Here is a 15,836-nt window from a genome sequence, read left to right as displayed (position 1 = left end):
TCCGTGCAGTCCTGCGCGGTGGAGGCTCCGGGGAGGGTGCGTGTTCGACAGTCCGCTCTCGGCGTCGGCCTATGAGGTGCTGGCGGTGGATCCGGCCGTCGACGAGGAGACGCTGCGAAAGGCGTACCGGCTGCGACTGCGGCAGACGCACCCCGACACCGGCGGAGACGCGACGCTGTTCATCCAGGTGCAGCGGGCGTGGGAGCTCGTGGGCACTCCCGAGGCCCGTGCGGCGTACGATCGCGGTCACGGGTTCGGCGAAGCGGCGGCGCCCGAGTGGTCGGGGTGGCGTCCGCCCGCGGCGCGCACCGACACACGGCCACGCGCGCGGTCCTACGGCCATCCCGGCGGCTGGCGGCGCGAGCGATACCTCACGCTCATCCGCGAATGGGCCGGCCGCGGCGTCACGGTCGAGGACCCGTACGATCCGGCCCTCGTGCGCTCAGCACCGGTGGGGCTGCGGCGCCTGCTGGCCGACGCACTCGCCGAGGAGGCGACCGCGCGCATCGTCTCGGACCTCGGCATGGGCTACACGGTGTGGCACGACGTCGCCGCGACGGGGAGGGATGCCGATCCCGACGCCAAGATCGACCACATCGTGCTCGGCCCGAGCGGTCTGTACGGCATCCTCTCCGAGGACTTCGGCGGCCCGGCGCGCCTGCGCCGGGGCGAGTTCGTGGGTGACGGCGTCCCGGGTGCGCCGATCGCCGAGCTGCTCGCCCGGATGAGGGTGATCTCGCGCGCCGCGGGCGTGCGCTTCAGCGGCGCGATCGTGGTGCTTCCCGACGACGACGTGGATCAGCCCATCCAGGAGCTCGGCAAGGTGCGCGGAACGCGGGTCGCGGTGACGTCCCGCAGCGCGCTGACGACTGTCCTTCGCCGCGGCATCACCGGTGCCCGCGACATCGGCGGCAACGAGGTCTTCGACTACCGCACGCGCCTGCAGCAGACCGTCCGCTTCGCGTAGCGAAGGGGCGCTAGGCGACCCGCAGGTCCTCCAGCGCGTCCTCGTCCCACGCGATCCCGATCCCCGGCTCGTCGGGGGCCGTCGCGAGCCCCTCAGTCACACGGAGCTCACGCGTGGTCACCGCGCGCAGTTGCGGGATGTATTCGACGATTCTGCCGTTGGGCACGGCGGCCGCCAGGCTGACGTGAAGCTCCATGAGGAAGTGCGGCGCCACGGGCACGTTGAACGCCTCGGCCAGGTGCGCGATCTTCAGCCATGGCGTGATGCCTCCGACACGAGCGACGTCCGGCTGGACGATGGTCGCGGCATCCCTCGCCAGGTACTCCTTGAACTGAGCGACGGAGTACAGGGACTCGCCGACCGCGATCGGCAGGGAGGTCGACTCGACCAGTCGCGTGTGCGCCGAGACGTCGTCGGCGGGGAGAGGCTCCTCCAGCCACGAGATTCCCGCCGGCTCCAGCGCGCGGGCCAGAGCGCGCGCGTCGGCGAGCGCGAGTCCCTGATTGGCGTCGACCATCAGCGGGTAGCCCGCTCCGACCGCCTCGCGCACTGCGGTCAGGCGCTCGATGTCGCGGCGGGGGTCGGGCGAGCCGACCTTGAGCTTCGAGCCCCGCCAGCCGCCGTCGCGCGCGGTGACGGTGTTGGCGACGAGCGTGTCGGTGTCCAGGTGCAGCCAGCCGCCCTCGGTGTCGTACAGCGGCACGTCCCGGCGCGCCCCTCCGGCCGCTCGCCACAGCGGTTCGCCGTTCCGGCGGCACCGGCCGTCCCACACCGCCGTGTCCAGGGCGGCCAGTGCCAGCGAGGTGATCGCTCCCACGGTGGTCGCCCGAGTGTGTGTGAACGCGTGCCGCCACACCGCCTCGGGTCGCCGGATGTCCTGGCCGACGACGGATGGCAGCAGATGATCCCGCAGCATCGACAGCACGGCACGGCCGCCGGTGCCGATCGTGTACGAGTAGCCGCGGCCGGGCGTGCCGTCCGAGGTCTCCAGGTCGACGATGATCGTCTCCTGCTTCACGAAGGACTGCACGGCGTCGGTGCGGACCGTCTCGACGGGGATGTCGACGAGCGTGGCGCGTGCACGGCTGATGAGGGACATGGCTGCTCCGAGGAAGGATGAGGATGCCGGCGGCGCGGCGTCAGCGGACGAGCGACTGGATCGCAGCCGCGGCGGCGCCGCGGGCCCAATCCTGGAAGGTGTGCGGCCGCGTGACGATGCGGCAGTGGGCGGCGGCGCCGAAGGCGTGCTCGTCGAACGCGCCCCGCAGGGTCTGCTCGAAGAGGTCGAAGTTCGAGACGCCTTCACCACCGATGATGACCAGCTCCGGTCCCGCGAGGTTCACCAGCGTCGCGATGGCGGTGCCGATGATGCGCGCGGCCTCCTGGAACGCCGCCTCGGCCGACGGGTCCCCGGAGTGGGCGAGTCGGACCGCCTCGTCGATGTCGACCGCCCGCCCGTGCGCTGCCGACACGGCAGCCTCGATGGCGGGGGTGGCGGCCACGGCCTCGACGCACCCGTGGCGCCCGCACGCGCACACGCGTTCCGGCGATGCCAACGGCAGGTGGCCGATCTCTCCCGAGACCCCGAACGCGCCGGTGACGACCTGCCCGTTCAGGTGCAGGCCACTGCCGATGCCGCGGCCGATCGTCACGATGGCGAACGACGCCATGCCCAGACCGATGCCGAACCAGTGCTCACCGACCGTGAGGGCATGCACGTCGTTCTCGAGGGTCACCGGCCAGGGCAGGCGCTCCTGCAGCCGATCCCCGAGAGGCACGTCCGACCAGCCCATGATGGCCGACTCGCGCACGATGCCGGTGGAGGTGTCGACGTCGCCCGACACGGCGATCCCGATCCCAGCGATCGCGGCCGCCTTGTCGCCGAGGCCCGCCTCGAGGGCGTTGACGACGTCGACGATGGCATCGCAGACGGTCTCGGGATCGTGGGACGGCAGCGAGCGCCGCTGGCTTACGAGGACGTCGGTCGCGAGGTCGGTCGCCACCGCGATGAGCTCGTCGACGTTCACCTTGATGCCGAGCATCACCATCGCGTCCGGGACGATCGAGACGGGAGCGGCCGGGCGGCCTGGGTTCCCGTCGCGCTGGGTCACAGGTGGCGCATCCACCAGGCCGGCCGCGACGAGCGGCGAGACCGCCTTGGTGACCGCGGCCTGCGAGAGCCCGGTGTGCCGCGCGATGTCGATGCGGCTGATCGGACTGCGGGTGAGGATCGTCGCGAAGACCTTCGAGCCCGCGTCGGACGCCGAGCGGATGAGGGTCGTGCGCGCGGCGGTGTCCTGGTCCATGGGTTCCTCGGTTATCTCGATACGGTAGCGAATCGTGGGCGGGACGCCACGCGTCCCGCCCACGAGGCCTCACTGAGCCAGGATGTCCTGCGTCTTGGTCTGCATCTCCTCGAACACGTCCTCGTCGCGTTCGCCGGTGAAGTAGGCCTCGAACATCGGCTGGATGGTGTCCGCCAGCTCCTGCCCGTTGACGGTCGGCGGGGCCGGGTAGAGCTCGCCCTCATCCAGCGCGGTGAGGAAAGACGACATGTCGACGCCCTTCTCGGCCTGCGCGTCGACCGAAGCCTGCAGCGCCTCCGAGATCGAGGGCAGCAGGTAGCCGTCCGATCCCGCGATGGTCTGGCACTCGACGGTGCCCATGTAGCTGACCCACTTCCAGGTCTCTTCGGGGTGCTTGGTGCCGGTGAAGATGTTGTTCGCGTTCGAATTGCTGATCATCATCCGGCCTTCAGGCCCCTCGACGGTCGGCGCGACCCCGACCTTCACTCCGGGGATGTTCGACACGGGTCCGATGTCCCACGTGCCGCCCTGGATCATCGCCACGGAGCCCGAGCCGAGCTGCTCCGCGCCCGAGACGCTGAACTGACCGAACGTCGGCATCAGGCCGCGGTCACCGAGGGTGCGGACGTACTCCAGCGTTTTCACGAAGTCCTCGTCGCCGTAGGGGATCTCCGTCGGCCATGCCGTCTCGTCGCCACCCAGACGCCAGCCCAGGGTCGAGACGAACGGGTTCCAAGACGTCTGGCCGTTGAAGTCGGCGGAGGCCAGGCTGCCGATGCCGTACGTCGTGACGTTGGCCGGGTCGAAGCCCGGCTCATCGCCCCGCACGCCGTTCGCGTCGACGGTCAAGCGCGCGACGACGTCGTCGAACGTGCCGCCGTCGTCAGGGTTCCATGTCATGTTCTTGATGTCGTCGGCTGTGAGCCCGGCCTCGGCGACCAGATCCTCGTTGAAGTAGATCGCGGAGCCTGCCCAGTCCAGCGGGATCCCGTAGCGCTTGCCGTCGGTGAACACCCACGAGTCCAGACCGATGTCGTGGACAGACAGGTCGTACCCCGACTCCTCGATGAGGTCGTCGAGCGCCATGATCTGGCCTTGGCCGGCGTATTCGCCGAGCAGCGGCACGCTGTTCTGGAACGCGTCCGGGGCGGTGCCCGAGACGAAGCCGGTCGTGAGCTTGGTGAAGTAGTCGTCGACGGCGTACTGCGAGATCTTGACGGTGATGTCGGGGTTCTCTTCCTCGAAACCCGGGATGCACTTGCGGTACGACGCGGCCTGCGTGTCGCTCCACGTCCACCAGTTGATGGTGGTCTTGCCGTCGGCCTCGCCGCCCGTGCCGGACGGGGAGCAGGCGGTCAGTCCCGCGATCGCGATCGACGCGAAGGCGAGGGCCGCGATGGTGCGCTGCTGTCTCATGATTCCTCACTCAGGTGTGGGGCGCGCGGTGCGCCCGTGGGGTGTGTTGCGGTGGGTCGGGGGCCGGGCGCGAGGTGCGCCGAGGCGAAATCCAGTGCGTTCTCCTCGTCGAGGTCGCCGCCGGCTTCGTGGCCGTTGTACGGCCACAGCACGACCTGCTTCGGTCCGGCGTACGCGGTGAAAGCGGGCAGAACGGATGCCGGTGGTGTGATGCCGTCACGCAGGCCCGTGCTCAGCAGAGCCGGCGCGGTCGCGCGCTTGGCGTGATTCACGCCGTCGAAGTAGCGGAGGGTGTCCAGTGCGGTCGCCGTGTCGAGGCGCCGATCAGCGAAATGCTGGGTCAGCAGCGAGTAGGGGAACTCGGTGCTGAGGTCGGCGGCGCGATCCAGCTCGCACAGGAACGGCGCCTGAATGATCGCGACGGCGAGGTCGGGAACCAGGCCTGCGATGGCGAGGGAGATGCCGCCTCCCTGGCTTGCTCCGACAGTGCCCACACGCGTGGGGTCGACGGTCTCGAGCGAGCGGAGCGCCTCCACGGCGCGCACCGCGTCCGCGTACACCCGGCGGTAGTAGTACTCGTGTGGTGAGCGCAGGCCCCGGGTGAGGAAACCCCCGGCGGAGGGACCACCCTCCGGGTGGTCGTCCTCGGTGTCGCCGTGGCCCTGGCCACGCGTGTCCACCACCAGGTGGGCGTAGCCGGCGGCGGCCCAGCGCAGATCGCGGAGGGCGTGTCCGCGGCCGTTGCCGTAGCCGAAGAACTGCACCAGGCCGGGAAGCGGACCACGGGCATCGCGCGGGACACGGAGCCAGGCGTGGATACGGGTGCCGCCGAAGCCCCGAAACGTCACGTCGTACACGTCGATGACCGTCAGGCGCGTCGGTCGCGGCTCGACGGTCATCTCGAGCGGGTGGAGCCGGGTGGCCCTGAGAGTCTCCGCCCAGAACGCATCGAAGTCGGCCGGCTCCGTCTGGGTCGTCCGGGTGTCGACGGCGGCGAGCTCACCGTGCATGGTGGCCTCCGAGTGCGAGGGATGCGGCATCCGCGAAATCCCCCGGGGTGAGCTCGGCCGACGAGCCGGCACCGAGGGGCACGTCGATGCGGGTGCCGGCGTACTCCACGACGACGCGGCGGTCGCAGCGGAGCGTGTCGCGCACGCGCGCGCCGGTGAGGGTGCCGTCGTGCCACGCGAGGTCCACGACGAGGCCGGCGCGGGCGCCGAGGCCCTGGGCGTCGCCCGTGCGCCACCCCGAGGGCAGTGCGGGAAGCAGACGCACGACGTCACCGTGGCTCTGGATGAGCAGTTCGGCGATGCCGGCGGGGAACCCCAGGTTGCCGTCGATCTGGAACGGCGGGTGTGTGCTGAACAGGTTGGGAAGCAGCCCGCCCCATTCCGAGCCGTCGACCGGTCCGTGACGGGTCACATCTCCGTCGAACGGGGTGAGCGCCTCCTCCAGCAGTGCCGCCGCCCCGTCGCCGTCGCCGATCCGGGCCCGGAGGGCGATCTTCCATGCCCACGACCAGCCCATGGCTCCGGGGCCGCGCGCGTCGAGCAGTCGCACACCGGCTTCGAACAGCTCGGGATCGCGCTCGCGGGTGAGGGAGTCGAGCGGATACATGCCGACGAGCGGCGAGAGGTGGCGGTGGACAGGCTCGACCTCGGCGACGTCGGCCGACCACTCGCGCAGTCTGCCGTCCGCGCCGATCGTCAGCGGCGCCAGCGCAGGAAGTGCGGCGTGGATCGCCGCCGCGATGGGGTCGTCCATGTCGAGTGCGGCGAGCGCTTCGAGCGCGCGCTCGAAGAGTCCCCGCACGAGCGCGAGATCGGATGCCGCGGTGAGCCCGAGTGCTGTCGCTGCGCCGTCCGGCCCGACGAACGAGTTCTCGGGCGAGGTCGACGGCATGGTCCGCAGCGTTCCCTCCGGGCCCGGCACCAGCCAGTCCAGGCAGAACTCGACGGCGCCGCGCATGAGGGGCCAGATGCGGGCGCGCAACAGCTCCACGTCACCCGTGAACGCGAAGGCGTCCCAGAGGTTGTGGGTCAGCCAGACGCCGCCCATCATCCAGATGGCCCAGCTGGGCGCGCCGTGGCCCATGCCGACGGGAAGGCTCCATCCCCACAGATCGGTGTTGTGATGCGCCACCCAGCCGCGCGCTCCGTAGAGTTCGCGGGCAGTCCTGGCACCGCTTCGGGCAAGGCGCTCCACGAGAGCGAGCAGTGGCTCGAACGGGTCCTGGAGGCCGAGAACGGGCGCCGCCCAGTAGTTCATCTGGGTGTTGATGTTGATGGTGTAGTTGGACGACCAGGCGGGACGCAGCTGGTCGTTCCAGATCCCCTGCAGGTTCGCCGCAGGCCCGCCCGCACGCGACGACGACGCCAGCAGATAGGTGCCGAACTCGGCGGCCACGGTCGCCCTGAGAAGGGGGTCGTCGCCGTGGAGGATGTCGTGATGGACGTCCCAGGTGCCTTCCCGGCGGCTGCCGATCGCGAACCGCGCCCGGGCGATGCGCCGACGGTCGGCGACATGCTCGGCCAGCAGCGCCGACGGTGCGCGGCAAGCCGCGGCGTCTGCGCGCTGGGTGGCCCGGTCCCGGATCGCCTCACGGGAGGCGGTCCGCCACTCCCCGTCCGCGTCGGCCCACCAAAACGCGGCGCGGGACGATGTGGAGAGGGCGATCAGCAGCCGGCGAGCCCCGCGGACCGTCGCGCCGGAGGGCGCGTGGTCCACGAAACCGTCGGTGTCCCACGCGACGGCGACGCTTGCGAAGCCGTCGTAGTCGTCGCCGGCGTCGGCGTACCGCAGCGGCGGCTCCACCGAAGATTCGTGCAGCGGCGCTCCGTCCACGGGGATCTCGACGTCGAGCCGGAGCCCTGCGGCGGTCGTAGCCTTGCCCGCCTCGCGCAGCGGGGTGCTCAGGGCGATGAATGCTTCGAATCGCGTGTCCGCCGTCAGCTCGACCACGAGCGCCTGTGCCGGGGCCGAGATCCAGGAGCGCCGACGCAGTGTGCCACCGGGGATGCGCAGCTCCTCGAGCAGCACGGCGTCGTCGAGGTCGAGCAGGCGTGCGGGATCGACGGGAGCGGCATCGGGCACCGAGACGGCGAGGTCGGCCAGCGGAAGGAACTCCTGCGTGTATCGGCCCTCGAATGCCATGAGCAGATCTTCGGCGGCACGCACGTCGCCGGCCTCCAGCGCTGCCCGCACCCGAGCGAGGCGCTCCGGACCGGCCCCCGCCGCCACCACGTCGCGCAGCGCGCGCTCGGGGCCATCGGGCGTGCCCGACCACACGGTGGCGTCGTTGAGCTGGTAGCGGCCTGATGCGCCGCCGAAGGCCATCGCGCCGACGAGGCCGTTGCCCAGCGGGACCGCCTCCTCCCACCGGGTGGCGGGGTCACGCCAGGACAGCCGAAGCGTGGGGCTCACCTTCGCGCTCATTTCAGACCCGTGAATCCGATGGAGTTGACGATGCGCTTGCCGAACACCATGAACAGCACGAGCATCGGAGCCGCCGCGACCAGGGTCGCCGCCATCAGTCCGGCCCAGTCGGGCTGGGACTGCGGCGATGCCTGCTTGAACACGGCGAGGGCGAGGGTCAGTGGCTGCACCGTCTCGTCCGAGGTGACCAGCAGCGGCCAGAAGTAGTCGTTCCACATGCCGATGAAGCCCAGGATCGACAGTGTGACGATCGGTCCGCTGGTCATCGGGAGGGTGATGCCGAAGAGGATCCGCACGCGGCCCGCACCGTCGATCAGCGCGGCCTCCTCCGTCTCCGTCGACAGGCCGAGCATGAACTGGCGGAGGAAGAAGATGTTGAACGCCGAGAACAATGCGTACGGCAGGATCATGCCGGCGAACGTGTTGAGGAGCCCGAGCTCCTTCACCAGGACGAAGTTGGGCAGGAGCGTGAGGATGCCGGGCACCATGAGTGCGGCCAGGAACAGCGAGAACACGAGCTCGCGGCCCTTCCACTGCAGTCGCGCGAACGCGTAGGCGGCGATCGTGGAGAAGAACACGATGAGGGCCGTCGACAGGGTGGCGTAGACCACGGAGTTGAAGATGTACCGTCCCAGCTGGATGGAGGCGCCCGATCCGCCCTCGGCGAGCGCTTCTTCGGGAGTCGCCAGACCCAGCACCCGGCGGAACGGGCCCCATGTGAAGTCGACCGGCAGGACCGAGGAGGGGTGAGCCAGCAGCGCGTAGTTGTCGGACAGAGCAGTGCGCAGGATCCAGTAGAAGGGGAAGATCGTGATCAGCAGGATCGCGATCAGGTACACCCACGCGGCGATCCGCCCGATGCTGGGGCGCGTTTTGGTACGCATCAGTTCGTGTCCGATTCGTTGGCGCGCAGCAGGCGCATCTGGATGAAGGTGATCGCGATGAGGATCGCGAACAGCGCGAGCGACATCGCCGACGCGTAGCCGAAGTCGAACTGCCCGAAGGCCTTGCTGTAGATGTACATCTGGAGCACATTCGACGCGTTGGCGGGTCCTCCCTTGGTGGTGACGGCGATGATGTCGAAGACCTGGAACGCGCCGATGACGTTCAGCACCACGACCAGCGCGAGGATCGGCCGCAGCAGCGGCAGCGTGAGACGGAAGAACATCTGCGTCTCGCTGGCGCCGTCCAGCCGGCCCGCCTCGTACACGCTCGCGGGGATCGTCTGGAGCCCGGCGAAGATGATGATGGACGTGTAGCCCATGTTCTTCCACACGTGGATGAGCGCGATCGAGGGGATGGCCAGCGCGCGCGAGCTCAGGAACTGCTGACCCTCGCCGCCGAGAGCCTCGATGACGATGTTGACGATGCCGAGCTGGGTGTCGAGCATCCACGACCACACCGTGGCCGCCACCACCGATGAGATGAGGAACGGCAGGATGATGAGGCCCCGGATGACCGTCGAGGCGGTCAGACGGTGCAGCACCGCGGCGGTGAGCACGGACACCGCGATCGTGAGCGTGACGGCCAGCAGAACGAAGTAGACGGTGACGCCGAGGGCGTTCCAGAAGACGTCGTCCCGCAGCAGCTGGGCGAAGTTGGCCAGGCCGACCCACTCCGGCGGGCTGAGCACCCGGAAGTTCGTGAAGCTGAGGTAGATGCCCCGCAGGGTGGGGTAGGCGGCGAAGACCAGGAAACCGACCATGGCCGGCGCGATGAGCACCCATGCGAGGCGGGCATCGCCCCGGTGGGCCGGAGCCGACCGGTTGACGTTCCGGCGCGCACGACGTCCTCGCCTGGCACTCCAGGTCGGTTCCGCGGCGGTCGCCGTCTCAGCTTCTAAGAGCGTCATCGATCTTCCTGTCTCGTCCGACGACATCGTCGTGGGAAAGGTTCGGGTCGCCCTCGGACCCTCGGCTCAGACCTCGGATCTTTGGTTGCGACGCCAGAGTAAACATGATTAATTACCAATGTCAAGAAACCCGGCGAAGGAGTTCCAATGGTCAACGGCGAGCACGGCGTCCACACGCTGCGGGCCGCGGGGACGTCGCTGGTCGTCGATCTCGAGGGCCGCGTTCCGCGAGTGCTGCACTGGGGAGCCGACCTCGGACCTATAGACGCCTTCGTCGCACAGGCACTGCGGGAGACGGCGGTTCCCGCGATGCTGAACAACTCCCCGGACGTCCCCCGAGCATTCTCGGCGTGGCCGACCGAGCAGGACGCGTGGGCGGGCACCCCCGCGCAGACCGGGAGCCGCGCGGGCACCGCCGCGACCCCCCGTCCCCGTGCCGTGGAGAGCACGGTGGAGACGTCGGGCGACGCCGGTGGCCGGATCGTGATCGACCTGGACGACCCCGTCGCCGGCACCAGCGCGCGCATGGAGTACCGGCTGGACGCGGCAGGCGTGCTGACGGTCGACATGTCGATCCAGAACCCGCAGGAGGCGGCATCCGCGTACCTCGTCGACGGACTGCGTGCCCTACTGCCGCTGCCCGATCGCGCAGTCGAACTGCTCGATTTCACCGGCAAGTGGTGTCGCGAGCGCGCACCGCAGCGGCTGCCCTTCGCTTTCGGCACCCACGCACGTCGCGCCCGACGCGGGAAGCCCGGCCACGACACGCCGTACCTGCTCGTGGCCGGAACCCCCGCATTCGGGTTCTCGCAGGGCGAGGTCTGGGGTGTGCACCTTGCGTGGAGCGGCGACGGCGAGTATCTCGCCGAGCGGCTGCCCGAGGGGGCCGGCGCGCTTTCACGGGTCATCGGAGCGGGCGAGCTGCTGCGGTCCGGTGAAGTGATTCTCGAACCTGGCGAGCGCTATGAGGCGCCGACCGTCGTCTTCACCTGGTCGGACCGGGGACTGGATGGCATCGCCGCCCGTCTGCACCGTCGCCTTCGTGCGCGTGCGCATCACCCCGCCGCGCCGCGCCCGCTCGTGCTCAACACCTGGGAAGCGGTCTATTTCGACCACGATCTCGACCGGCTCATCGAGATCGCCGACCGCGCCGCAGAAGTCGGCGTGGAGCGGGTCGTCCTCGATGACGGATGGTTCCGCGGGCGCCGGGACGCCAGCGCCGGGCTGGGTGACTGGCTGGTGGATGAGAGCGTGTGGCCGGACGGGCTGGGACCGTTCGTCGAGGCCGTGCGATCGCGAGGCATGCAGTTCGGGCTGTGGTTCGAGCCTGAGATGATCAACCCGGATTCCGATCTGGCCCGCACGCATCCCGACTGGGTCATGGCGCCGAAGGACGGCCCCGGCCCCACCGCACGCAACCAGCAGGTGCTCGACCTCTCGCATCCGGGCGCGTACGCACTCGTCCTCGAGCGCATCAGCGCTCTGGTCGCCGAATACGACATCGACTACCTGAAGTGGGACCACAACCGCGACCTGGTCGAGCCGGTGGCTCAGCGCGATGGCGGTGAGCGTCCACTCGTGCACTGCCAGACCCTCGCCCTGTACCGCATGCTGGACGAGCTGCGCGCACGGCACCCGCGACTGGAGATCGAGACGTGCTCCGGCGGCGGCGGGCGCGTGGACCTCGGCATCCTCGAGCGCACCGACCGCGTGTGGGCCTCGGACTGCAACGACCCGGTCGAACGCGCGAGGATCGAGCGCTGGACCCGCCTGCTGCTGCCGCCCGAGCTCATCGGCTCGCATCTGGGTGCGCACCGCTCGCACACCACCTCACGTGAGACCGATCTGTCCTTCCGTCTGGCCATCTCCCTCACCGCGCACGCCGGAATCGAGACGGACCTGACGGCTGCCACACCGGAGGAACTGGCGACCATCGCCGCGTGGGCCAGGCTGTACCGGGAACTGCGCGGCCTCATCCACACCGGCGTCGTCGTCAACGCCGACCTCGCCGACGACTCGGCGATGCTGACGGGCATCGTCGCACCCGACGGAGCGCGGGCCCTGTTCACGTGGGCGCGGCTTGCCACCTCGCCCGACGGACAGAGCGGGCGCGTGAGATTCCCCGGTCTCGATGCGGATGCGCGGTACCTCGTGCGGGTGCGCGACGAGCTCGGCCCGGTCAGTCGGCACCAGGTCGCCGACCCCGCCTGGATGACCGGCGCCACGGACGGCGGAACCGAGCTGCCGGGCGCGGTGCTCGCCGTGGCCGGGGTTCCGCTTCCCACCCTCAACCCGCAGCAGGCGCTGCTCTTCGACGTCGTGCGGCTCTGATGAGTCGCTGACGTCCACGACTTCTGGGAACCGCGCGATGGGGCGCGGGGTTCACCGTCGAACCCACCGCAGAGAGGAAACCATGGACACTGACAACCGCCACGCCCGCGCGCGACGGTGGCTGGCCGCGCTGACCGCTGCCGCACTGTCGTTCGGATCGGGCGCAGTGACGAGCGCGTTGGCCGCGACCCCCGCCGAGGCATCCACCCTCGCCGAGGCATCCGTCCCCGCCGCCGCATCCGCGCCCGCCGCCCCCGATCCTGCAGGCGAGGAGCTCGGCGCCCGCCCGTACATGGGCTGGAGCAGCTACAGCATGCAGGTGTACTCCGGCAACGGAAAGTGGATCACCGCCGACCAGATCATCGCCCAGTCGGACGCGATGCACGACAAGCTCCAGTCCGCAGGGTACGAGTACATCAACATCGATGCCGGGTGGAACGACGGGGTGGACGAGTACGGCCGGCCGACGCCGAGCGCGACGCTGTACCCGGACGGGCTGCAGGCTGTCATCGATCACATCCACGACAACGGTCAGAAGGCCGGCCTGTACCTGATCCCCGGCATCTCGCCCCAGGTGTACGAGGCGGATCTGCCGATCTTCGACGCCCCGGGCTGCTCGACCGGCGACATCGTGAAGCAGCCGCTCCAGCAGGCCGACTACTGGGACATCGGGTACCGCATCGACTTCACCGATCCATGTGCGCAGGCCTACGTCGACTCCATCGCCGATGTCCTGGGCGAGTGGGGCGTCGACTTCCTCAAGTTCGACAGCGTGACGCCCGGTTCCGGCATCGGCGACCTGTCGCTCGACGCGCGCGACGACGTCGCCGCCTGGTCGAAGGCGCTGGAGCCCCACGGCATCTGGTTCGAGCTGTCGTGGGCACTGGACATCCGCTACGCGGACTACTGGGCCGAGCACGCGCAAGGCTGGCGCGTCGAATGGGACGTCGAGTGCTATTGCGGCGACGAAGCCCTCACCACGTGGGAGAACATCGCGCGCCTGTTTCCCCGGGCGGCCGATTGGTGGCGGTACGCCGGGCCGAACCGGGGCTGGAACGACTTCGACTCGCTCAACGTCGGAAACGGCGAGATGGACGGGCTGACCCGTGACGAACGGCGCACCGCGACGACCCTGTGGGCGGTCTCGGCAGCGCCGATGTACGTGGGCAACGACCTCACCCGGCTCGACGAGTACGGTCTTGAACTGCTCACCAACCCCGAGGTGATCGCGGTGAACCAGGCGGGTCGTCCCGCCCGCCCGGTCTCGACCACGACCAAGCAGCAGACCTGGTTCGCCCACAATCCCGATGGGTCCGTCACGGTGGCGGTCTTCAACCTCGGACGTGCGGATGCCGACATCCGGATCCCGTTCGCCGACATCGGCGTGCACGGCTCGGCGAAGGTGCGTGATCTGTGGGCCCGAAAGAACCTCGGCTCCCACGACGGGGAGTTCGTCGCCGAGGACGTGCCGATCCACGGTACGCGACTGTTCACCGTCACTCCGGCCAAGGGCTCCACGATCGGCCTCAACGACGACGACGCGCGCCTGTCGTACGACGGCGCCTGGTCGCGCAACGGCGGCAAGGAGACCGTCGCGGCCACGCAGCCCCTCACGGTGTCGGTGTTCGACTCGTCGCAGGGCGGCACCGCGCCCGCGCAGGGCTCATCGAACGTGCTGGCCGTGAACGACACCGATCCCGGCATCGCGTACAGCGGCAACTGGGGATACAGCAGCGGCCGGGGACTGGGAGACCACCAGGATGACGTGCACTACGCCGAGACCAACGGCGCCGCGTTCCAATACACCTTCACCGGCACGGGCGTCGACTGGGTGACGGAGACCCATGAGTCGCAGGGCGAGGCGGAGGTGTATCTCGATGGCGTGCTCGTGGACACCGTCGACACGCACCGGGATCCGGCCGAGGGCCGCGGCGTGCAGGAGGTGGTGTACAGCGTGCGTGATCTCACCGACGGCGCGCACACCCTCCGCGTCGTGAAGAAGTCGGGGCAGTTCCTGCTCCTCGACCGCATCGACGTCGTGCAGGCGAGCCTTCTCGACGTGAACGGGGTGGCCTTCGACCGGGCGGCTGCCGAGGACGCCACCGTTCACGTCCTCCGCGATCCGGGGGAGCTCGTCGGGATCTACCGGGATGGGACGCCTCTCGGCGACGCCGACTACACGCGAGAAGGCGATGCCGTGATCCTCGCCGCGGCGTACCTCGGGGCGCTTCCGGACGGCGCCACGACACTGCAGTTCCGGTTCCGCGGTGATCTGAACGACGACGTGCACTGGAGCGCCGATGATGGCGCCGCGGTCGAGCTCGCATTCCGCGGCACAGCCGTCGCGGTCAGCGGGCCGATCGCCCCCGACCAGGGCGAGGTCGAGGTGTACCTCGACGGGAAGCTCGTCGACACGGTCGACGTCCACGCAGCGGTGCGTCTGACGCAGCAGGAGTGGTTCTCGAAGACCGGTCTCAAGAAGGGCGACCACACCCTGCGACTGGTGAAGAAGGGCGGCGACGTCCTCCGGGTCGACGGTCTGTCGTACGTGACGGGCTGACCTTCCGGTCCGGGTGGCGGGCTGAGGCGCCCGTCACCCGGACACTCCCGGTCCGGCCTGGCTGTCGGCCGCGGACCTCGCTCGCACCGATCCGCTCACCGAGTGCACGGGTTGTCGCCGAGTGCACGGGTTGTGCGCGCGAACATCCGGTGCGCTCGGCAACATCCCGTGCACGCGGCGACAAGGAGGCGGGGAACGACGCCCATGCAGGCAGGGGATGCCGCTGCCCGCACCGGTGGCGCGGCTCAGGCGTCGCGGGCCTGACGGAGCCAGCGCTCGATGCCGGAGATGTGCACCTGGGCGGTAGCGGTGGCCAGCTCCATGTCGTTGTCGGCGATCGCGTCGAGGATCGCCCGGTGCTCGGCCAGGGTGCGCTCGACGGCACCGGCCTGCGTGAGGCCGCGCCACACGCGGGCGCGCACGGTCTGGCTGGTGAGGCTCTCGAGGAGGCTCGCGAGGTAGTCGTTGCCCGCCAGGCGCGCGATGGCGCTGTGGAACCGTACGTCGTGCTCGACCAGGGTCTCGATGTCGGTGTCGGGGGCCACCTCGCCGATCTCGGCATCCAGCATTGCGACGTCGCCGGCGCTCGCGCGCTGGGCGGCGAGCCCGGTGGCGTGGGATTCGAGCACGCGGCGCACCGCGAAGATCTCCAGCAGCGAGTCGTCGTCGTGAAGGTCCACGACGAACGAGATCGCCTCCAGCAGCAGCTTGGGCTCGAGGCTCGTGACGTACGTGCCGTCGCCGCGCCGCACGTCGAGCACCCGGATGACCTCCAGCGCCTTGACGGCCTCGCGCATCGAGCTGCGCGAGAGGCCGAGGCGCTCGGCGAGATCCTTCTCGGGAGGCAGGCGTGATCCCGGGGCGAGCTCGCCGCTGACGATCATGTCTTTGATCTTCTCGATCGCTTCGTCGGTCACGGCCACGCGCCCATCATAGACATCCGATGTCGTGGCGCCCCACGGGGTACCG

General features: G+C 69.8%; 11 protein-coding genes. 3 read left to right on the top strand and 8 right to left on the bottom strand.

The features are described from left to right. Positions 1–40: 40 nt before the first annotated feature. The gene (locus tag C9992_RS09160) at positions 41–967 is read left to right on the top strand and encodes a J domain-containing protein (RefSeq protein ID WP_106815243.1); all 927 of its coding nucleotides are present in this window, start codon (positions 41–43) and stop codon (positions 965–967) included. Positions 968–977: 10 nt separating this feature from the next. Here C9992_RS09160 and C9992_RS09155 read toward each other — a convergent pair whose 3' ends face one another. The 7 genes from C9992_RS09155 to C9992_RS09125 all read right to left on the bottom strand — a co-directional run bounded on the left by C9992_RS09155 (position 978) and on the right by C9992_RS09125 (position 9,976). Continuing rightward, positions 978–2,066, bottom strand: coding sequence for a mandelate racemase/muconate lactonizing enzyme family protein (locus C9992_RS09155; RefSeq protein ID WP_106815242.1), 1,089 nt, complete (start codon positions 2,064–2,066; stop codon positions 978–980). 40 nt (positions 2,067–2,106) lie between these two features. After that, complete coding sequence (locus C9992_RS09150; RefSeq protein WP_106815241.1) at positions 2,107–3,273, bottom strand: ROK family transcriptional regulator; 1,167 nt, start codon at positions 3,271–3,273, stop codon at positions 2,107–2,109. Positions 3,274–3,342: 69 nt separating this feature from the next. Then, positions 3,343–4,689, bottom strand: a complete 1,347-nt coding sequence (locus tag C9992_RS09145) for an ABC transporter substrate-binding protein (protein ID WP_106815240.1) — start codon at positions 4,687–4,689, stop codon at positions 3,343–3,345. Next, positions 4,686–5,699: an acetylxylan esterase gene (locus C9992_RS09140; protein ID WP_106815239.1), complete on the bottom strand. Its 1,014-nt coding sequence runs from the start codon at positions 5,697–5,699 to the stop codon at positions 4,686–4,688. Before C9992_RS09140 ends, C9992_RS09145 begins: the two co-directional genes overlap by 4 nt. Continuing rightward, positions 5,689–8,112 (bottom strand): glycosyl hydrolase family 95 catalytic domain-containing protein, encoded by a 2,424-nt coding sequence (locus C9992_RS09135; RefSeq protein ID WP_235008142.1) that lies wholly within the window; start codon positions 8,110–8,112, stop codon positions 5,689–5,691. Before C9992_RS09135 ends, C9992_RS09140 begins: the two co-directional genes overlap by 11 nt. Positions 8,113–8,120: 8 nt before the next feature. Continuing rightward, the gene (locus C9992_RS09130) at positions 8,121–9,008 is read right to left on the bottom strand and encodes a carbohydrate ABC transporter permease (protein ID WP_106815237.1); all 888 of its coding nucleotides are present in this window, start codon (positions 9,006–9,008) and stop codon (positions 8,121–8,123) included. Then, on the bottom strand, positions 9,008–9,976 hold the full coding sequence (locus tag C9992_RS09125) for a carbohydrate ABC transporter permease (RefSeq protein ID WP_106815236.1): 969 nt from the start codon (positions 9,974–9,976) through the stop codon (positions 9,008–9,010). Before C9992_RS09125 ends, C9992_RS09130 begins: the two co-directional genes overlap by 1 nt. Positions 9,977–10,123: 147 nt before the next feature. Between C9992_RS09125 and C9992_RS09120 the strand changes: the two genes are divergently transcribed. Then, positions 10,124–12,307, top strand: coding sequence for an alpha-galactosidase (locus C9992_RS09120; RefSeq protein WP_106815235.1), 2,184 nt, complete (start codon positions 10,124–10,126; stop codon positions 12,305–12,307). Between the two features lie 82 nt (positions 12,308–12,389). Then, positions 12,390–14,867 (top strand): X2-like carbohydrate binding domain-containing protein, encoded by a 2,478-nt coding sequence (locus C9992_RS09115; RefSeq protein WP_106815234.1) that lies wholly within the window; start codon positions 12,390–12,392, stop codon positions 14,865–14,867. A 245-nt stretch (positions 14,868–15,112) separates the two neighbouring features. Here C9992_RS09115 and C9992_RS09110 read toward each other — a convergent pair whose 3' ends face one another. Next, positions 15,113–15,790: a FadR/GntR family transcriptional regulator gene (locus C9992_RS09110; protein WP_106815233.1), complete on the bottom strand. Its 678-nt coding sequence runs from the start codon at positions 15,788–15,790 to the stop codon at positions 15,113–15,115. Between the last annotated feature and the right edge of the window lie 46 nt (positions 15,791–15,836).

The sequence above is a fragment of the Microbacterium timonense genome (assembly GCF_900292075.1).
GTDB classification, from domain to species: domain Bacteria; phylum Actinomycetota; class Actinomycetes; order Actinomycetales; family Microbacteriaceae; genus Microbacterium; species Microbacterium timonense.
The sequence above is the reverse complement of the archived record's forward strand: the minus strand, read 5'-3'. Positions and strand labels throughout refer to the sequence as shown.